A 20,230-nucleotide genomic window follows, 5' to 3' on the forward strand; every position below is an offset into this window, starting at 1 on the left:
TAGTAATCTCTAAAGCAGGTGATATGATTGGGTTCATTCTTTCGCAGACATCAGAAATTTATTCTTGTCTTGGTAATTTTAGTTCTAATTTTGAGTTTAGCAAACTTAGTGGATAGCGTTTTTTCTGATAGTGATTGGGGGCAGGGGATTGTTATTGATGCTATTGCTTCCTTGGCTGGAGGAATAGATTTAATTAATTCTGAAGTAAGTGATACGTTTAATGTTATCCTTAATTACAATAAAGTTAAGCAAGAGAATGCCAGATTAAAAAAAGAAGTAAAAAGTTTAGAATGGAAGGTTCATCAGCTAAAAGAAGTAGTCAAGGAGAATGCTAGGCTGCGGGATTTATTAAGTTTCAAGTCCCGAGTTCCTTTTGAAGTTATAGGAGCTAAAGTAATTACTAAAAGTGCTGATAATTGGTCCCGGCTGATAACTATTAATCGTGGACGCAATTCAGGATTAGAATCTAAGATGTTGGTTGTTACTTATAACGGCTATTTGGTAGGGAGAGTAGAGAAGGTTACTGCCTATAATGCTCAGGTTTTATTACTTAGTGATCCTAACTTTACTATTAGCGGTTTGGTAGCTAAAGAGGATTCCCGAGAAGTCGGAATTATAAATGGAGCTATAAGCCAAAAAAAAGAATTGAAGATGAAACGCTTACCTTGGAATGCTGAGGTTAAAGCTGGTGATCAAGTAATAACTTCTGGTTTGTCGGATACTTATCCGAAAGGAATTATAATTGGTGATGTAAAAGAAGTTAAGCCGGATGATCACGGGTTAACAAGGTTAGCTATTTTAGAGCCATTTGTTGATTTAAATACTTTCGAGGAAGTATTAGTAATTACTGATTTTTAGCTGCAGGAGGCAGGTAAATGAGGTATTTGATCTATTTTTTATTGATATTAACTGCGTTGATTTTACAGATTACCATATTTGCTTTTAATCCGATCTGGGGAATAACTCCAGATTTGCTTTTGATTGTAGTGATTAGTCTGGCTTTACTAAATGGTTATCGGCGTGGGGCCTATATAGGATTTATAGCAGGGCTTTTACAAGAATTATTTTCCAGTGGGTTATTTGGAGTTAATATAATCACTAAATTAACTTTTGGCTATATCTGTGGATTCTTTAAAGGTAAAGTTTATTCAGGGAATGTTCTGCTGCCGGGATTCTTAGTTGGAATCACAACCTTTTTGAACCAGTCTTTGATTATTTTTTTGAATAAAAATATTGTATTGGAGTCTAGGTTCTTGATGCAGTTTAAAAAGGCTGTAGGTCCTTTGATAGGTTATCATGTTTTATTGTCATTATTTATTTATCCAGCCATCTATTATATTAATCAGAAGTATCAGTAAGATAATTTCTTTCTAGGAGGCAGCTTAAATTGGCAAAGAAAGATAAATTTAATCAGCGGTTAAGATACTTGAGAATTATAATAGTTATTCTCTTTATGATTCTGGCTGGAAGGCTCTTCTTTTTACAGATTCTTTCCGGAAATAAATACCAAAAGTTAGCTAATGGTAACCGGATTCATGTTCGGGAAATTAAGGCTCCTAGAGGAAAGATTAAGTCTAAAGATGGTAAAATACTGGTTTCGAACCGATTGGCTTATACTGTTTCCATTCTTCCTGATAAGATTAATAATGAATTAGAAGCTACTTTAGAAAAGTTAAGCCGGTTTTTAGATATGGGAATTGATGAATTAGAAGCGAAAGTAAACGGGGATGTTGATAGTAAATCTGTTGTATTAAAAAGAGATATCAGCCAAAGAGAGTTAGTTATCCTGGAGGAAAACAAGAGTGAACTGCCGGGAGTGATAATTAATAAGATTCCTGTTCGGGATTATGTCTATGATCAATTAGGAAGCCATTTTCTCGGTTATGTAGGAGAAATTTCAGCAGCCCAACTGGAAAGGTATCAAGATTCAGGCTATAAGGTAAATGATATTATAGGTAAGACCGGGCTTGAACTGGAATATGAGGAATATCTGCGCGGTAATGATGGTAAGAAACAGCTTGAAGTCAATAGTTTAGGACAGAAGAAACAGACTTTAGGTATTAAGCAGCCAACTTCTGGTAATGATCTGATTTTAAATATTGATTCTGAATTACAGAAGATCGTACAGCAGCATCTTAAAGATGGATTGGAGAGATTACAGAATAAAGCAAAAGAGGATGATGAAATACCAGAACCTCCCACAGGAGGAGCAGTAGTAGCTTTAGATCCGAATACAGGAGAGGTACTTGCCTTAAGTAGTGCTCCTAATTATGATCTTTCCCTCTTTTCTGGAGGGATTTCCAGTAAGAATTGGAAGAAACTCAATAGTGATCCACAGCGTCCGCTGCTTAATAGAGCAATTAGCAGGACGCCGCCTTCAGGTTCTATCTTTAAGTTAGTTACGGGCACAGCAGCAATTGAAGAATTAGGTGTAACTGCTGATAGCGAATTTTATGATCCAGGCTATTATCAGGTAGCAGATACAAAGTTTAAAAATTGGCTTACGGGAGGCCAGGGAAATCTTGATTTTATTGATGCTATTGCTTTTTCTAATAATACTGTTTTTTATGAACTGGGACATAAGTTATATAAACAGGATAAGAATCTTCTGCAGGAATATGCTAAAGAATATGGTTTAGGAAAAAAGACAGGAATCGATTTACCTAATGAAAAAGATGGATTAGTACCTAGTCCTGCTTGGAGAGAAGAACACTTTACAAAGCATATTAATAAAGTCTGGCTTCCTGGTTATACAATTAATTTAGCCATTGGCCAGGGAAATCTAAAGACCACACCGATTCAACTGGCCAATCTCATTTCTGCTATTGCTAATGGAGGTACGATCTATTCACCGCAGATTGTAGATAGGATTGTCGGACATCAGAATCAAGTAGTCAAGGATTATAAACCACAGATATTAAATGAATTATCAGTTTCTGATTCTACTCTTGAGATTCTACAAACTGGAATGGAAGGAGTTACTACTTATGGGACTGCCGGTTCTTTTTTTGAAGATTTATCCATTACAGTAGCCGGAAAGACCGGCACTGCTCAGACTAATTCTAATAGAAGCAATCATGCTTGGTTTGCTGGTTATGCACCAGTGGATAATCCGCAGATAGCTATTGTAGTATTTATTGAATACGGCAGCTCCAGTAGAAATACTTTACCTATAGCTCGGCAAATTCTAGAGGATTATTTAGTTAAATAATTCTTATTTTAAAAAAGGAAATGTAATTTTTTTGGTGAAATAATAAATAAATAGCAACAGTGTTCTCTTGTGTTCAGGAGGCTAGTAGATTATGCAGGATGAGGGAGTTAATTTTAGATGGGATGAAGGAAGTTTAGTTATTACATTGGATGATGAGTTAGATTTTCAGCATTTAATTGAGCAATTAAAAGAAAAGGTTATTAAAGCTAAAGGCTTTTTTATAAATTCCAACCTTAGAATTGAGCTTAATAATCGTAAGTTAAATAAAGAAGAAAAGAACCAATTAGTCGAAATATTCAATTCATTACAGGGCTTATCAGTTATAGAGATAGTTAGCAATAGTATTCTGGATCAGAAAACAGAAGAAGTTAAAGAGGATTCAGAATTACCTACCTTATTATTGAACCGGACACTGCGGTCTGGTCAATCAATTACATATGAAGGCAATGTAGTTATTAAAGGAGATGTCAATCCAGGAGCCGAGGTAACAGCTACTGGTGATATATTAGTGATGGGAATTTTTCGTGGTATAGGCCATGCTGGAGCTAGCGGGAGAGAGGAATCAACAATTATTGCCTTTCGGCTGCAGCCGCTACAGTTAAGAATCGGGAATAAGATTTCTAGAGCTCCTGATGGTGAGGTTAATTATTCTACAGATTATGCTGATAGGCCAGAAATTGCATTAATTAAGGACGGAGCTATCTTAATTAAAGAATTAAAGAATTAATAAATTTAGTGAGGGGGACAGCTTTATGGACGGAAAAGCAATAGTAATTACCTCAGGTAAAGGGGGAGTAGGTAAGACTACTACTGCTGCTAATTTAGGAACTGGATTGGCTAAATTAGGCAATGAAGTAGTTCTCATAGATGCTGATATTGGTTTGAGGAATTTGGATGTAGTATTGGGATTAGAGAATAGAATTGTCTATGATATAGTTAATGTTGTAGAAGAGCAGTGTAGGTTAGAGCAGGCTTTAATTAAAGATAAGAGGTATGATAGTTTATGTCTGCTACCTGCTGCCCAAACGAGGGATAAAACAGCAGTAGCTCCTGATCAAATGGAAGAATTATGTAACCGTTTGAAACAGGATTTTGATTATGTATTAGTTGATTCACCAGCAGGAATTGAACAGGGATTTAAGAATGCTATTGCAGGAGTAGATGAGGGTATAATCGTTACTACTCCTGAAGTGTCGGCTATTAGAGATGCTGACCGGATTATAGGTATGCTGGAAGCTGAAGGTATCAAAGAACCAGAAGTAATTATCAATCGGATGAGAATGGATATGGTTAAAAAAGGAGATATGATGGATATTGATGATATGATTGAAATTTTAGCCATCAAATTATTGGGAGTAGTACCTGATGATGAACAGATTGTAGTTTCTACTAATAAAGGAGAGCCGATTATTCTATCTGGTGGTAAAACGAAAGCTGGACAGGCTTTTGAGAATATTGTACATAGAATTACAGGGGAGAATGTGCCTTTGATGTCGCTGGATGAAAGTTTTATGGATAGATTTAAACGGATTATCGGTCTGGGATAATCAGGAGGTGGAATTTTAGTGATTGAATCTATTAAGAATTTCTTTACAGAGGAAAAGGATAGTAAGGATGTGGCTAAAGAAAGGCTAGAATTGGTTTTGGTTCATGACCGGATTGATATTTCTCCGGAAACATTAGAAGATATGAAGGGCGAATTGATTAACGTTGTTTCTAAGTATGTCAAAATTGAAGAGAGTAAATTGGAAATAAACCTAGCCCAAGATGATAAAATGATAGCTCTTAAAGCTAATATTCCTGTTAAAAGAAAAGTAGAATAAATATATTCGTCAGGCCCAAAATGAGGCCTGATTTTTTATTTAAAGTGTGGACTAGTTAAGTTAAGTCATGTATAATTAATAATAGGACTCCTTAAATAAAGGAGGAGGAGGAATGAGATTAAAGAAATTATTACAGAATTTAGATTACTGGATTCCGATTTTGGTAATAATTTTGGTGGGAATCGGTTTAGTAGTTATTAATAGCGCTACCGGTGCTAACAGTAGTATAATTCAGAATAGATTCATCATTAAGCAGTTAATAGCTATTATATTAGGAATATTATTATTAATTATAAGCCTTTTTTTCGATTATCGGGCATTAAGAAATTATTCAAATATAATATATATATTTACTCTCTTATTACTATTTTTGGTGTTAGTTTTAGGGACGAGAATTTCAGGATCAAAAAGCTGGATTAAGTTAGGAGCGGTTAGTATTCAGCCGGCTGAACTGGCTAAATTGGGTTTGATTATTAGTTTAGCTGATTTTTTAGCAGCTCGGGGAGAAAAGTTAAAGGAACTAAAACACTTTCTATTTTCCTGTTTATATATCTGCCCCATTTTAATTTTGACTTTAGCCCAGAATGATTTAGGAACAGTGTTAGTTTTAGTTGCTATTTTTGCTGGTATGTTCTTTACTGCTGGAGCTAATCTTAAATATTACTTTGGAATTATAGGGCTAGGTAGTTTATTGATTGGTGGTAGTTTAATAGCCCATTTTTGTTTTGGCTTACCTATTCCGCTTAAAAAGTATCAACTAATGAGATTGATAATCTTTTGGAATCCTGATCTGGATCCTTTAGGCTATGGTTATAATATAATCCAATCTAAAATTGCTATCGGCTCTGGAGGACTATTGGGGAAGGGGTTATTTGCTGGGACCCAGACACAGTTAGGCTTTCTACCGGAAAAGCATACTGACTTTATCTTTTCAGTGTTAGGTGAGGAGTTAGGATTTATCGGTGGAATTGTCGTTCTAGTCTGTTTCCTTCTTCTATTGTGGCGTTCAATTAAAGTAGCCTTTGAAGCTAAGGATAATTTTGGTCAATTATTGGTAGTTGGGGTTATTTCTATGTTTCTGTTTCACATTTTTGAGAATATAGGCATGACGATTGGAATTATGCCGATTACTGGACTTCCGCTGCCCTTCATTAGTTATGGAGGAAGTTCACTCTTAACTAATATTTTAGCTGTAGCTTTAATTATCAATGTAAATATCAGAAGGAAGAAACTGATCTTTTGATTTTCATATATTCTACCTTGCCGTAATATATTTATAATGATTATCAGGTAAGGTGGAGTTAGAATGTATATTATTAAAATTTTGGGAGTTAAGATCAAGCTGAATCTATTATTTTTGGTAGTTATTTTGATTTTTGGTTATTTTCGATTATTGGATAAGGCTGTAATTACTTTTGGTTCTGCTTTTTTACATGAGTTGACTCATGTAGCAGTGGCTAAGGGTAATGGGATTGGGATAGATGAAGTTGAACTGCTTCCTTTTGGAGGCGTGGCTAAGTATAATGATTTACTGGAATTAGATCCTAAAGTTGAGATTAAGACTGCTATGGCCGGACCGCTCTGTAATTTATTTCTGGCTGCAGTTATGGTTATCTGTCTTCGGTATTCCTTTTTTAATGCTGGCTGGGGTCTTTTTCTTATTAGGACTAATCTGGTTATTGCTTTTTTTAATCTTTTGCCTGCTTTACCATTAGATGGAGGACGAGTATTTCGGGCCTTTAAAACAAGACAGTTAGGATTTAGACAGGCTACTAAACTAACTATTTGCCTCAGTAGATATCTGGCTGTTACTGTTGGTGTTTTGGCCCTGATTGGTCTGTGGTTTGGCTACTTTAATATTATGTTGTTGATTATTGCTTTTTTTATTTATACGTCTACTTTTAAAGAAAACAGGAATAATATATATATATTGATGAGATATTTAAACCAAAAAAAGCAACGATTAAAAGAAAGAAAGATATTGAGAAATGAAGAATTAGTAGTTATTGAGACAACTAAAATCAAAAAGGTCATAGAAAAGTTTAAGCCTAAATCCTTTCATACGATTATGGTAGTCGATAATGATTTAAATATAATTGCTACTTTGACCGAAGAAGAAATAATTACTGCCTTATTGGAGTTAGGAATTAATATTCAGATCAAAGACTTGATTTAACCAGCGGTAAATAAAGGTGTTTTTTTGGTAAATCAAGAATGTAAAACAAGTAGTGAAGTATAATAATATAGAATTATAATTTAATAAGCAAATCATGTACGTTATCTTAATCTGCAATTCATAAGCTTAATTTTTATTGATATATTGTGTCGCTTCCTATTTGCAGCTAATATGGTTTCTTCTATGATATTGCAGATTATAGTCAACAAATCTCCTATGCTTGCCATTCGTTCGACGTCCTGTCTCACTCATTCTCAAAGATTAGTCCTCCACCGTCCATGGTTCCGGACTAATCTTAAGAGTCGCTCCGGAGAAATGTTGACTATTTGTAATCTAGTATATTATCATGCACCTAGAGTAACTTCTATCGGTGATGACGCTTATTATAGATAGTCAATATGTGTCCAGAGCGACTCTTAAAACTGGTCCGGAGCCACGGATGGCGGAGGGACAGTTTTTGACAGTGAGCGAAACAGGATGTTGAGCGAACGGCAAGCGGCGGATACATATTGACTATCCCCCGTAATATCATAAATGAGATTATACCGATTATGCTAGGCAGCTACAAATAAAGAATATATGCAGAAAAATTGTGGAGTAACACAATATATCTATAACAATTAACTAAAAAACATGCATTGATCTGACGCAGCTGACTGTTGAATAAATTTTTTATGACATCTATAGTTAAGGAGGCAATAATATTTATGAAGCAAGAAGAAATAGAGGAAAAATTAGAAGATATACTACCAAAGGTCAGTAAGCCTACAAGATATCTAGGTAATGAATTAAATGTTGTAAATAAGGATTTAGATAAACAGCAGGTTAACTTTCTGTTAGCCTTTCCTGATATTTATGAAGTGGGAATGTCCCATCTAGGAATTAGGATTCTATACCATTTACTTAATGAGCAAGAAGATATAGCAGCAGAGCGGGTCTATATGCCCTGGTTTGATTTAGAGGAGAAGATGCAGGAGCTTGAAATGCCGCTTTTTAGTCTTGAAAGCAAAGAACCAGCAAGTAATTTTGATATTGTTGGTTTTACACTGCAGTATGAATTAAGCTATAGCAATATTCTCACTATGTTGGATTTAGCTGAGATTCCTCTTATGAGTGAGGATAGAACTACAGAGGATCCGTTAGTTATAGCCGGCGGGCCCTGTACAGTAAATCCGGAACCTATAACTGACTTTTTTGATGTTATAGTAATTGGTGAAGCCGAAGCACTACTTGAAGAGTTAGTAACTGTCTATAACCGGTGGCAGAAGACTGGAGACAGCAGAGAAGAATTATTACACCAACTTGCTGGAATATCAGGCGTTTATGTGCCTGATTTTTATAATATAGATTATAACAGAACAGAAGTTGATTCTTTTACTGTTGAATATTCTGATCTGTCTGATAGAATAACTAAAAGAGTAGTTTCTGATTTAGATGAGAGTTACTATCCATCCCGGTGGATAGTTCCTTATATGGATATTGTACATGATAGAATTAATTTAGAAGTAGCCCGCGGCTGTTCTCGCGGCTGTAGATTCTGTCAGGCTGGTATGACCTACCGCCCGGTAAGAGAAAGAAGCCAGGAGAGGTTGGAAGAATTAGCAGCAGATTTGATTGATCAGACAGGGTATGAAGAATTGGGGTTAACATCATTAAGTACCAGTGACTATTCTGAGATTGAAGAACTGACTGAGAAGCTAGTAAAGGATTATTCTGAACTGCAGGTAGGACTCAGCTTACCTTCACTGCGGGCTGAGCCTTCTTCTGTTGAATTAGCTAAAAAAGTACAGAAAGTAAAGAAGACAGGCCTGACCTTTGCTCCGGAGGCAGGTACCCAGCGGCTTAGAGATGTGATAAATAAAGGTGTGACCGAAAATGATTTAATGGAAGCAGTTCAGGCTGCTTATGATGCCGGCTGGCAGCGGGTTAAGCTTTACTTTATGATTGGTCTGCCTACTGAGACTGAAGATGATTTAGCCGGGATTGTTAAGCTGGCTAAGAAGGTAGCAGCAGTTGGTAAGCTTAAGGTTAAGGTCGGTGTATCTACCTTTATTCCTAAACCTTATACTCCGTTTCAATGGGTTGGTTTCAATAAATTGGAGGACTTGAGAGATAAGATTGATTATTTGCAGCAGAACTTGAAAGGAAGAGGTTTATCGCTGGACTGGAATGATCCAGCATTGAGCCTATTGGAAGCTGCTTTCTCCCGCGGTGACCGGAGATTAAATCAGGTATTGATGGAAGCCTGGAAATTAGGAGCTCAATTTGACGGCTGGACTGAACATTTTGATATTGATCTCTGGAGGCAGGCCTTTAAGGAATCCGGTATGGATTTAGAAGAATATGTCTACCGAGACTTTGATCCTGAGGATAGACTGCCCTGGGACCATATTGAAGTTGGAGTAAGTAAAGATTACTTACGCAAAGAATATGATAAAGCATTATCTGAAGAAACAACAGAGGACTGCAGGTTTACAGACTGCAGCGGCTGTGGAGTTAATCAGATTTTGGATATTGATAACTGTCTAGTAGGTGGTGAACGTAATGAAGATTAGAGCAAAGATGGCTAAAGGTGATGAAGTTAAGTTTATTTCTCATCTGAATTTGATGAATACATTAACTAGAGCCTTACGAAGGGCTAGAATACCGATTAAGTTTTCGCAAGGTTATACCCCTCGCCCAGCTATCTCTTTTGGTTCTGCTTTGGCTGTAGGAGTTGTAAGTAAGAGTGAGTATATAGATTTTGAATTGGAGACTGATTTTTCAGTAAAGAAATTTAAGGAAGATTTAAATGAAGAATTACCGCCAGGGATTAGGATTCTTAAAGTTAAGGAAATACCGGAGAATACTAAATCCTTAATGGCAGTGATTAATGCAGCTCGCTATAGAATAGAATTAAAGATGGAAGATACTATTGATAAGAGTGAAGCTGAAGAAATGCTGGCTGATTTTCTGAGTAGAGATGAAATTATGATAATTCGTAAACGGAGGAATAAGTCTGACCGGGAATTTAATCTGCGACCGATGGTTTTTGAGTTGGAATTGTTAGATGTGATAGATAAAAAAGTTGTAGTTGAAGCCTTGATTCAGACAGGCAGCAGCGGCAATCTGCGGACAGAAGAATTGGTTAGGGCTTTCCAGCAGAGGTATCCGGTCAGTGATGATTTTGAGTTAACTCAGGTACAGAGATTAGGATTATATGTTAAAAGAGGAAAGAAGCTGCTTACTCCTTTTGAAGCAGCTGTGGAATAATTTTTAAATGGTGGATTACCAGGGAGTTGAGAAGTTATGGTTAAGGAAATTTTAGTTGATGTTGATTTTAAAGATACTCGAGTAGCAATTGTAGAAGATAATGAATTATCTGAGATATATTTTGAACGGGAGAATGAGCAACAGGTAGTGGGTAATATCTATAAAGGGATAGTTGCTGATGTACTGCCGGGGATGCAGGCAGCCTTTGTTAATGTGGGCTTAGAAAAGAATGTATTTTTGCATGTTAGTGATGCTTTAGCCTTAGTTTCAGAAGAGAAGCGAAAAAATAAATTATCGATTCAAGAGGTAGTGCAGCCAGGCCAGAAGATTATGGTTCAGATTACTAAAGAGCCGCTAGGAAGTAAAGGGGCTAGAGTGACTTGTGATCTGAATCTGCCTGGTAGGTATTTAGTATTGATGATAACTATGGATCATATCGGTATTTCGCGCCGGATTACTGATGATCAGGAGCGAAATCGGCTAAAAGGAATCACACAAGAGATTAAACCGGAGGATAAAGGATTGATTGTTAGAACGGCAGCTGCTAATAAGTCCGGGGCTGACTTAAAGCGTGATTTTAATTTTCTGATTAAATTGTGGGAAAAGATAATCCATCACTATCATAATCGGCAGGCGCCGGATCTGCTTCATAGTGATCTCAATTTAGTCAGCAGAATAGTAAGGGATAAATTTACTAAAGAAGTAGATCGAATGTTGATCAATGATCGGAAAGAATTTGAAGAGACTATGGAGTTGTTGGACTTTATTTCACCTAATCTGAAGTCTAAAGTACAGCTCTATAATAGATCTAAACCTATCTTTGAGTATTATGATCTAGAAACAGCAATTGATAAGACTCTAAAGCGTAAGGTATGGTTAGACTGTGGCGGTTATATTATTTTTGATGTAACTGAAGCCTTAACAGCTGTTGATGTTAATACTGGGAAGTATGTAGGTAGCACTGACCTGGCTGATACAGTGCTGAAGACAAATAAAGAAGCAGCTAAAGAGATTGCAAAGCAGTTAAAACTGCGTGATATAGGCGGAATTATTATTATTGATTTCATAGATATGGATAATAAACAGGATCAACAGGAAGTATTGGAAACATTGGATGAGGCACTGCAGAAGGATAAGACTAAGACTACTATTCTGGGTTTGACGGAATTAGGTTTAGTGGAGATGACGCGAAAGAAGGAAAAAGAGGGTGTTGAAGAATTCTTGCAGAAGTCCTGTCCCTACTGTGAAGGCAGCGGCCGGGTCTTATCTGAGGACACAGTAGCTTTGAGGGCTATCAGAAAGCTTAGAAATCTTTTTGCCAATCGGGATGATGAAGAAGCAGTATTATTGGAGGTACATCCACAGGTAGCAGCTCGTTTAATTGGTTTAGGTGGTAATAGCTTAAAGGAATTGGAAGCAGAGCTGGATCGCCATATCTATGTCAAAGGTTCTAAAAAGTTGCATATAGAAGAAATTGATATAGTAGAGACAGGAAGTAAGGAGACTATTGCAGAACTGGCTTCACCAGTAGAGGTGGGGGAAAGGAAGGTTCTGGAGATAGAAGAGACCCATGTAACTAATAAACAGGATGGAATTTCTCGAATTGAGGGCTTTATTATAGATGTTATTGAAGGCGGCCATCTAGTAGGAGAGCAGGTAGAGGTTGAAATTACTGAGGTTTACCGTACCTATGCTAAAGCAAAGGTGGTCAGAAAAGTTTAAACTTGACATTGGGTTTGAATTATGCTAGAATATGGAGTTGTAAGTGATAATTAATTGTGGTAGGATTCGTTGACTACCAAAACCGCTCGGTGCGGGTCTTAAAATAACGTAATGTTTACCTAGTTACCGGCGAGTCTGAGGTAGAGGAGGTGTCATAATAATGTATGCGATTATTGAAACAGGTGGTAAACAGTATAAAGTAGAAGAAGGACAGATAGTTGAAATTGAAAAATTAAATACAGAGGAAGATGAAGCTGTAGAATTTGAAACAATTAAAGCTGTTTCTAGTGAAGACGGTCTTCAGGTTGGTCAGCCTAATCTAGAAGATGCTAAAGTAACTGGCAAAGTTGTAGAACACGGAAAAGGCGATAAAATTATCGTTTTTAAATATAAGCCTAAGAATAATTATCGTAAGAAGATGGGCCATCGTCAGCCTTATACTAAAGTAATGATAGAAGATATTCAGGCGTAAAGATGGTTAAAGTAATTATTGAACGTAACCAGTCTGGCCAAGTTACTGAATTCAGGGCTGAAGGCCATGCAGAATATGGGGAATATGGTAGTGATATAGTCTGTGCTGCTGTATCAGCCATCCTCCAGACGGCTGTATTTGGGTTAACAGAGCATCTAGGGCTGTCAGTAGAGGTTGATACTTCAGGCGGCTGGCTGCAGTGTAATTTAGAAGATATTAATGCGACTAAAGAGATAAACGCGGTGTTAGAAACTATGGTTATAGGATTAGAGAAGACTGCTCAATCCTATCCGGATAATTTAAAAATATTGGAAGGAGGTAAAAAAGATGATTAAAGAAATGAATCTACAGCTATTTGCCCAAAAGAAGGCGGTTGGAAGTTCTAACAACGGACGAGACAGTATCTCTAAGCGCCTGGGAGTAAAAAGCCACGACGGTCAATTTATTCCTGCAGGCAGCATTATTGTTCGTCAGCGGGGAACTAAGTTTAAGCCGGGCTTAAATGTAGGCCGCGGTGGAGATGATACGCTGTTTGCCAAGGAAGACGGATATGTTACTTTTGAACGCAAAGGAAAGCAGACACGTCAGGTCAGCGTTTATACTGAAGATCAATTAGAAATGATGGCATAGATGAAGTGCTAACTCCCAGTGATTATTTGCTGGGAGTTTTTTATTAGTTAAGCTAGGGTATGATAAATAATAAGAACTGTACTTATAAGGATGGTGGTTTGATATGTTTGTAGATGAAGTAGCTATTGAAGTGGAAGCTGGCAGCGGCGGAGATGGAGTAACTAGCTTTCGCCGGGAGAAGTTTGTACCTGAAGGAGGTCCTGACGGAGGCGATGGAGGACCAGGTGGAGATGTTATTCTGACTGTAGATAAAGGATTAAATACTCTATTGGAGTTTAGAGAGCAGAAGATCTATAAAGCTGAAGATGGAGAGAATGGTCAGGAGAAAAATAAACACGGCAGCGGCGGAGATGATTTGATAATTGAAGTACCGCCGGGAACTGTAGTTTATGATAAACAGACCGATGAAGTGATGGCCGATATGACTGCTGAAGGGGATAAGTTGATAGTAGCTGAAGGAGGCCGCGGCGGCCGGGGTAATGCTCGCTTTAAGTCCTCTACCCGGCAGGCGCCGAAGTTTTCAGAAAATGGAGAACCGGGAGAGAAGAAGGAGCTTAAATTGGAATTAAAACTTTTAGCTGATGTAGGTTTAGTCGGCTTTCCTAATGTAGGTAAATCCACTTTAATCTCTAGTGTTTCTGCTGCTAAGCCGGAGATCGGTAATTATCACTTTACTACTGTTGAACCTAATTTAGGAGTAGTCAAGACAGGAGATTACAGCAGCTTTGTGATGGCAGATATTCCCGGTTTAATCGAAGGGGCCCATTCCGGCGTCGGTTTAGGCGATGATTTTCTGCGTCATCTAGAGCGGACAAAGGTAATTCTCCATGTTCTGGATGTATCTGGATTTGAAGGTCGGGATCCGATAGAAGATTTTGCAGTGATTAATGAGGAATTAGAAAAGTTTAATCCCCAATTAAGCCAACGGCCGCAGATAGTAGCTGCTAATAAGATGGATTTAACAGCAGCTAAGGAGAATATTGATCGGGTTAAGGAAGAGTTAGAAGATCAAGGCTATGAAGTCTTTCCTATTTCAGCTGTAACCGGACAGGGAGTAGATGAATTGATTCAAGCAGTAGATAAATTAGTTCAAACGTCAGAAGAGACTATAGAATCTGAAATAGAAGATGATGATAAAGAAGTAGTAATTAAAGGTCCGCAGCCTGCTGGAGAAGAAGATTTTGAAATCATTAAGCGGAATGGTCGGTATATAGTTCAAGGAGAAGAGATTGAACGGAAGGTTGCTATGGTGGATCTGACTAATGAGGAGTCTGCTTATCATTTTGCCCGCAGATTACAGGAGATGGGAATAGAAGATGCTCTAAAGGCCCATGGAATCAATGATGGAGATACAGTTAAGATCGGTGAGATAGAGTTTGAATACTTTGCAGAATAAAAAATAAAGGAGGGAATGCAGGATGTTGACCGGAAAACAGAGAAGTTATTTAAGAAAACAGGGGAACCAGCTAAACCCTGTAGTACAGATAGGCAAGAAGGGAATTACTCCTGATCTACTTAAGCAGGTAGAGGAAGTTTTGGAGGCCAAGGAGTTAATTAAGATCAGAGCTTTAAATAATTCACTCTATACTGCTCGAGAGATGGCTGAAGAGTTAGCTGAAGAATGTAATGCGGAGATTGTGCAGGTGATTGGGAATGTCTGTTTGATCTATCGTCAGAGTGAAGAAGATCCTTATTATAATCTACCAGGTTAAATTAGGTTGGTGATTCAGATGTCAATTGAGAGCAGGTTACGTCAGGCCGATCGAATAGTAATTAAGATAGGCAGCAGTACCTTAACACATTCTACATCAAAACTGGATTTAGGTCGAATCGAATCTTTAATCCGTCAGATAGTAGATCTTAAGAATCAAGGAAAAGAAGTAATTTTAGTTACCTCAGGGGCTATCAGTGCCGGTAGAGGTAAGCTTGATTTAACAGAGGTAGCCAATACCATACCTGAAAAGCAGGCTCTAGCAGCAGTAGGGCAGGGACTGTTAATGAAGATTTATGAGAAAATCTTTAGTGAATATGGTTCTACTTTGGCCCAGATTCTTCTGACTAAAGGTGATATTACCGAACGAAAGCGGTATCTCAATTCGCGGAATACGCTATTTAAATTACTCGATTATGGAATTATTCCTGTAATTAATGAAAATGATACAGTAGCAGTTGATGAAATAAAGTTCGGCGATAATGATACTCTATCTGCTTTAGTTGCTTCGCTGGTAGATGCTGATTTGTTGGTTATTCTATCGGATGTAGAAGGTATCTATACCAGTGATCCGCGCGAGGATGAAACGGCTCAGCTCATTTCAAAAATAGATAGAATTACTTCTGAATTAGAAAAGATAGCAGGCGGTGCCGGGACAGATAGAGGCACCGGCGGTATGGCAACCAAGATTGAAGCAGCTAAGATAGCAACACGGGCCGGAGTTATGATGATGATCGCTAACGGCAGCCAGGAATATATTCTCCAGGAGATTGTAAAAGGAGTCAATCCGGGTACTGTCTTTCTACCTGATGAGCAGAAACTTGCTAGCCGCAAAAAGTGGATTGCCTTTAATCTAGCAGTTCAGGGAAAGCTTATTGTAGATGCAGGAGCAGCCGAGGCACTTTTGAATCAGGGGACTAGCCTCTTACCCTGTGGAGTTATAGAGGTTAGAGGCGGTTTTGAAGCTGGTGATGTAGTTGATGTTCTGAATAAAGATGGAGAAGAGATCTGTAGGGGAATTGTGAATTATTCCAGTCAGGAAGTAGAAGCTATTCAGGGATTACAATCAACTGAAATTATTGATAATTTAGGCTATAAAGATTATGATGAGGTTATTCATAGGGATAATTTAGTCTGTCTAGAAACTGATTAAAGGGGTGAAAAGGAATGAGTATTAAAGAGAAAGTAGTAGATAAGGCTCAAGCAGCCAGCCAGGCGGCTAGAGGATTGGCCAATCTGGATACTACTACAAAGAATGAAGCGCTGCTGGCTATGGCTGATGCTTTAGAAGACAGCAGTGATTTTATTTTAAATGAGAATCAGAAGGATATGAAGCAGGGGCGAGAGAATGGACTGAATGATGCTTTGATGGATCGGCTGCTGTTGACTGAAGCAAGACTTGAAAAGATGGCTAACGGTCTGCGGGAGGTAGCCCAGTTTGATGATCCAATTGGAGAAGTTACAGGAATGAAGAAACGGCCTAACGGCCTACAGATTGGAAAGGTTAAGGTCCCCTTAGGAGTCATTGGAATGATCTATGAAGCACGGCCTAATGTAACTGCAGATGCTACTGGCCTCTGTCTGAAGGCAGGGAATGCTGTTTTACTGCGCGGCGGTTCGGAAGCGATTAATTCCAATCAGGCTGTGACTGAAGTAATAGCCAAGGCTGCTTATAAAAGTGGGATTCCAACAGGAGCAATCCAGTTGATTGAAACGACTGATAGGGAAGCAGTACAAGTTATGTTCGAACTGAATGAATACTTAGATGTCTTAATTCCCCGCGGCGGTCCCGGCTTAATTAATGCTGTTATTAATAATTCGACGGTACCTGTAATTGAGACCGGCGTTGGAAACTGTCATACTTATATAGATAATGAGGCAGACCAAGAGATGGCCCAAGAGATTGTAATGAATGCTAAAACTCAGCGTCCTGGCGTCTGTAATGCTATGGAGACATTATTGGTCCATTCAGAAATTGCAGAAGATTTTCTACCGGAGATGGTTACTAAATTACAGGAAGCAGATGTAGAGATCAGAGGAGATGAAACAGTACAGAGATTAGTTTCTGGAGTTCAGCCAGCAGATGAAGAAGACTGGTCTACGGAGTATCTGGATTATATTCTGGCTGTTAAAGTCATCGATGGATTTGAAGAAGCTGTCGATCATATTCATCAATATAATACTAAACATTCGGAAGCAATTATTACTGATAATTATCATAAAGCACGTAAGTTTTTAAATATTGTTGATGCTGCTGCTGTTTATGTTAATGCATCTACGAGATTTACCGATGGAGGACAGTTCGGTTTAGGATCTGAGATTGGAATCAGTACTCAAAAATTACATGCTCGGGGTCCAATGAGTGTCAATGAATTAACTACTACTAAGTTTGTTGGCTATGGTGATGGACAGATTCGTGAATAAGTAGTTGGTTAAAAATTAATTATTTTGGCCAATATGTCTTCGGGATTAAGGAGGCATATTGGCCTTTTTTATTATTAATTTTTTTCTAAGTATAATTAATACAAAATTTCAAATATAAAAAGGATTAATTTCATTTTTATAGAATATGATCATAGTAGGAAGTAAATATATTTCAATATTGAAGTGTATTTATAAACTTTATTTTAATTTTTTAAATTCAAATTTTTAAAATGTAATTATTTATAATTATTATTTATGATTTAAGAGGAGGAGATTTTAAGAATGGCAGAGAATTCATTAGAAGAATCCATTACTGATAAGGATGATTTTACAGTAACTTGGGAGTTGATACCAGGACGTGGAGCAAGAGAGACAAACCAGGAAGAGATCTTTACTAATGCAGAAAAGGCTGCTGAAAGTGACAAAGTGGACGGGGTGACTATAACTGAAAATCCCGGTGGTAATCCAGCTATTTCAGCTGAGTATTTAGGAATGAAGGTTCAAGAGTTGGGAATTGAGCCTATAGTCCACTTTACATGTAAAGATAAGAATCGAAATCAGATAGAAAGCTTCTTATACTCTCTAGAACGCGAAGAGGTATCTAATATTTTAGTAATGACTGGAGATTACCCGGTGGGAGGATATAAAGGGGCTTCTAAACCGGTCTATGATCTGGATCCGACACAGGCTTTGGACTTAATTACTGATTTAAATGAAGGTTTGGAGTATAAGGATCCTTTTGGACGGTCAGTAAGCTTAAAGGAAACAAATTTCTTTCCGGGGGCAGCAGTTTCTCCATTTAAGAGGTTAGAATCAGAACAGATGGTTCAGTATTATAAGTTGAAGAAGAAGATTGAAAAGGGAGCCCAGTTTATCATTCCCCAACTCGGTTATGATGCCCGTAAATTCCATGAACTAATCCAATTTGTAGAAATGAATGACTGGGATGTTCCGGTTATTGGAAATCTTTTTGTTCTACCTTACGGTGCTGGACGGGCTATGAATGCTAACCGAATTCCGGGCTGTGTAGTAACTGATGATTTATTAGAACAGCTAAAAAAAGAAAAAGAAGCGGAGGATAATGGGAAACAGGCTCGTTTAATGAGAGCAGCTAAGATGTATGCCTTTATGAAGGGAATGGGTTATGCTGGAGCCCATATAGGTGGACACGGTTTAGATTATGAGGGAGTTGAGTTTGTTATAGAAAAAGGAGAAGAGTTAGCTCCTAATTGGCGAGATTATATACATGAATTTGACTTTCCAATGGAAGACGGCTTCTATTATTTTGAAAAGGATGAAGAAACGGGCTTAAATACTGATCAACCTGCCCAAAGAAAGTCTAAGCCTAGCAAAGAAACAGCCCATCAGCTAATTAGAGTAGGACATAATTTACTTTTTGAACCAGATGGCCTTTTCTTTGGTCCGATGCAGTCGATTTGTAATGTTTCAGAAGATGGCTTATTAGAAGAACCATTCAACTTTATGGAACGGGTAATTAAGACTATTACTAATGAGTGTGAAGAATGTGGAGATTGTGCATTAGTCGATTTAGCTTACTTATGTCCAATGTCACAATGTCCTAAGAACCAAAGAAATGGTGCTTGTGGCGGCAGTAAAGACGGTTGGTGTGAAGTATATCCTGAGGAGCAGAAGTGTCTTTATGTAAGAGTCTATGATAGATTAAAGGCCTATGAAGAAGAAGAAAAGTTAAGAGATAATTGGGTTCCACCAGTTGATTGGGACTTAACCCATAATTCTCCTTGGCGCAATTATTTCTTAGGTAGAGATCATACAGCTAAGGAAATAGGAATTACTTCGCCAGGTAGTGAAGAAAGTAAAAAAGCATAGATTTATTTAATGATATGGCTCTATTCTGGTGTTAATCTACAGGATAGAGCTATTATTATGTTAAAGTTGTTTTATTTTAGTTTCTAAGTGGCTATTCAGAATTAAACGTTTGATAAAGTGGTGCTTCTCCCAAGGGATAGAAATACCTAAAGTAAGATAAACTGCATAGGCTCGTTTTGACTGCTGGTCAAGAAATGATTGGGTGATAAAATTCTGCAAATGGTTTAATATTTTTTCTTTTTTAGCTGTAGTTAGTAATTTATTTTTAATAAACTTCTGTATAAACTTATTGAATGATCTCTGGTTTAATTGATTACGAATTGGTTTTAATTTTTTTCTACAAAAGTAGAGATCATCAAAGTAGGCTAAATCTGCTAGAGGTTTGGCTTTAGATAAGTAATTAGATATATTTTCAATTACTTCTCTGTTATTGAATCCCCTATCAGCAATTTCAAATCTACGTTCAGCATAGGTATCAAATTGGTTTACATGTTTGAGTCCAGTTTTAATTTTAGCTTGAGTTTTTTGTGAAGCTTGGTTGTGGGTAATTTCTTCCTTTACTAAATCCTTTAATGTAGATCTTATTTTTCTAATAAACTGGCATAATTCTTTCTGTTGAGTAAAATTATTTAAAGCGGAGTTATATGGTTGTTCTAAATAAATTAAATAATTAAGAATAGGTAGTTTAATTTGGTCGGCTACTAACCTTAATCTTTTTATTACTGTCATTAACTCTAATTGATCAGATTGCCAGTAATAATCAAAGAATAATTGGTTAAAGAATTGTTGGGGATTCTTATCAATTAATTGTTTTAATCTTGATAAATAAAATTTATTTTCTTTTAATTTTGCTGGTGAATAGCTGCATAAGGAATCGAAAATCGAAAAACTGGATTTATTGTCAATATTCATATTATCCTCCTTTTCGATAGCTTTTTATTATTTTACCAAAAATACTGTT

General features: G+C 37.2%; 20 protein-coding genes. 19 read left to right on the forward strand and 1 reads right to left on the reverse strand.

The features are described 5' to 3' along the window. Positions 1-27 precede the first annotated feature (27 nt). The 19 genes from mreC (at position 28) to acear_RS03100 (ending at position 19,269) form a co-directional block, all read left to right on the forward strand. Positions 28-858, forward strand: a complete 831-nt coding sequence (mreC, locus tag acear_RS03010) for a rod shape-determining protein MreC (RefSeq protein ID WP_013277546.1) — start codon at positions 28-30, stop codon at positions 856-858. A 17-nt stretch (positions 859-875) separates the two neighbouring features. Then, a complete protein-coding gene (mreD, locus tag acear_RS03015; RefSeq protein ID WP_013277547.1) occupies positions 876-1,358 on the forward strand; it encodes a rod shape-determining protein MreD in 483 nt (160 codons plus the stop codon). A gap of 29 nt (positions 1,359-1,387) precedes the next feature. After that, a complete protein-coding gene (gene mrdA / locus acear_RS03020) occupies positions 1,388-3,211 on the forward strand; it encodes a penicillin-binding protein 2 (RefSeq protein ID WP_013277548.1) in 1,824 nt (607 codons plus the stop codon). Between the two features lie 91 nt (positions 3,212-3,302). Further along, positions 3,303-3,938: a septum site-determining protein MinC gene (locus acear_RS12285; protein ID WP_013277549.1), complete on the forward strand. Its 636-nt coding sequence runs from the start codon at positions 3,303-3,305 to the stop codon at positions 3,936-3,938. Between the two features lie 25 nt (positions 3,939-3,963). Then, the gene (gene minD / locus acear_RS03030; protein ID WP_013277550.1) at positions 3,964-4,758 is read left to right on the forward strand and encodes a septum site-determining protein MinD; all 795 of its coding nucleotides are present in this window, start codon (positions 3,964-3,966) and stop codon (positions 4,756-4,758) included. An 18-nt stretch (positions 4,759-4,776) separates the two neighbouring features. After that, positions 4,777-5,034: a cell division topological specificity factor MinE gene (gene minE, locus acear_RS03035; RefSeq protein ID WP_013277551.1), complete on the forward strand. Its 258-nt coding sequence runs from the start codon at positions 4,777-4,779 to the stop codon at positions 5,032-5,034. A gap of 112 nt (positions 5,035-5,146) precedes the next feature. Continuing rightward, complete coding sequence (rodA, locus tag acear_RS03040) at positions 5,147-6,277, forward strand: rod shape-determining protein RodA (RefSeq protein WP_013277552.1); 1,131 nt, start codon at positions 5,147-5,149, stop codon at positions 6,275-6,277. Positions 6,278-6,340: 63 nt separating this feature from the next. Continuing rightward, positions 6,341-7,210, forward strand: a complete 870-nt coding sequence (locus tag acear_RS03045) for a site-2 protease family protein (protein ID WP_013277553.1) — start codon at positions 6,341-6,343, stop codon at positions 7,208-7,210. Positions 7,211-7,917: 707 nt separating this feature from the next. Next, on the forward strand, positions 7,918-9,765 hold the full coding sequence (locus acear_RS03050; protein WP_013277554.1) for a TIGR03960 family B12-binding radical SAM protein: 1,848 nt from the start codon (positions 7,918-7,920) through the stop codon (positions 9,763-9,765). Then, positions 9,755-10,462 carry a TIGR03936 family radical SAM-associated protein gene (locus tag acear_RS03055; RefSeq protein ID WP_013277555.1) on the forward strand — a complete coding sequence of 236 codons (708 nt, stop codon included), beginning with the start codon at positions 9,755-9,757 and terminating at the stop codon, positions 10,460-10,462. The genes acear_RS03050 and acear_RS03055 overlap by 11 nt, the downstream gene beginning before the upstream one ends. A gap of 36 nt (positions 10,463-10,498) precedes the next feature. Continuing rightward, positions 10,499-12,184 carry an Rne/Rng family ribonuclease gene (locus tag acear_RS03060; protein ID WP_013277556.1) on the forward strand — a complete coding sequence of 562 codons (1,686 nt, stop codon included), beginning with the start codon at positions 10,499-10,501 and terminating at the stop codon, positions 12,182-12,184. Between the two features lie 160 nt (positions 12,185-12,344). Beyond that, positions 12,345-12,656, forward strand: a complete 312-nt coding sequence (gene rplU / locus acear_RS03065) for a 50S ribosomal protein L21 (protein WP_013277557.1) — start codon at positions 12,345-12,347, stop codon at positions 12,654-12,656. A gap of 2 nt (positions 12,657-12,658) precedes the next feature. Beyond that, positions 12,659-12,991: a ribosomal-processing cysteine protease Prp gene (locus acear_RS03070; protein ID WP_013277558.1), complete on the forward strand. Its 333-nt coding sequence runs from the start codon at positions 12,659-12,661 to the stop codon at positions 12,989-12,991. After that, on the forward strand, positions 12,984-13,286 hold the full coding sequence (rpmA, locus tag acear_RS03075; RefSeq protein WP_013277559.1) for a 50S ribosomal protein L27: 303 nt from the start codon (positions 12,984-12,986) through the stop codon (positions 13,284-13,286). The genes acear_RS03070 and rpmA overlap by 8 nt, the downstream gene beginning before the upstream one ends. 103 nt (positions 13,287-13,389) lie before the next feature. After that, positions 13,390-14,682 (forward strand): GTPase ObgE, encoded by a 1,293-nt coding sequence (gene obgE / locus acear_RS03080; RefSeq protein ID WP_013277560.1) that lies wholly within the window; start codon positions 13,390-13,392, stop codon positions 14,680-14,682. Positions 14,683-14,704: 22 nt separating this feature from the next. Then, on the forward strand, positions 14,705-14,998 hold the full coding sequence (gene yhbY / locus acear_RS03085) for a ribosome assembly RNA-binding protein YhbY (RefSeq protein ID WP_013277561.1): 294 nt from the start codon (positions 14,705-14,707) through the stop codon (positions 14,996-14,998). A gap of 18 nt (positions 14,999-15,016) precedes the next feature. Further along, entirely contained in the window at positions 15,017-16,150 is a 1,134-nt protein-coding gene (gene proB, locus acear_RS03090) for a glutamate 5-kinase (protein ID WP_013277562.1), read from the forward strand. 14 nt (positions 16,151-16,164) lie between these two features. After that, complete coding sequence (locus acear_RS03095; protein ID WP_013277563.1) at positions 16,165-17,421, forward strand: glutamate-5-semialdehyde dehydrogenase; 1,257 nt, start codon at positions 16,165-16,167, stop codon at positions 17,419-17,421. A 282-nt stretch (positions 17,422-17,703) separates the two neighbouring features. Continuing rightward, positions 17,704-19,269 carry a methylenetetrahydrofolate reductase C-terminal domain-containing protein gene (locus tag acear_RS03100; protein ID WP_013277564.1) on the forward strand — a complete coding sequence of 522 codons (1,566 nt, stop codon included), beginning with the start codon at positions 17,704-17,706 and terminating at the stop codon, positions 19,267-19,269. Between the two features lie 60 nt (positions 19,270-19,329). On the opposite strand, the gene acear_RS03105 is transcribed toward acear_RS03100, so the two are convergent. Next, positions 19,330-20,181 carry a hypothetical protein gene (locus acear_RS03105; protein WP_013277565.1) on the reverse strand — a complete coding sequence of 284 codons (852 nt, stop codon included), beginning with the start codon at positions 20,179-20,181 and terminating at the stop codon, positions 19,330-19,332. Between the last annotated feature and the right edge of the window lie 49 nt (positions 20,182-20,230).

It is taken from the genome of Acetohalobium arabaticum DSM 5501 (assembly GCF_000144695.1).
Classification (GTDB): domain Bacteria; phylum Bacillota; class Halanaerobiia; order Halobacteroidales; family Acetohalobiaceae; genus Acetohalobium; species Acetohalobium arabaticum.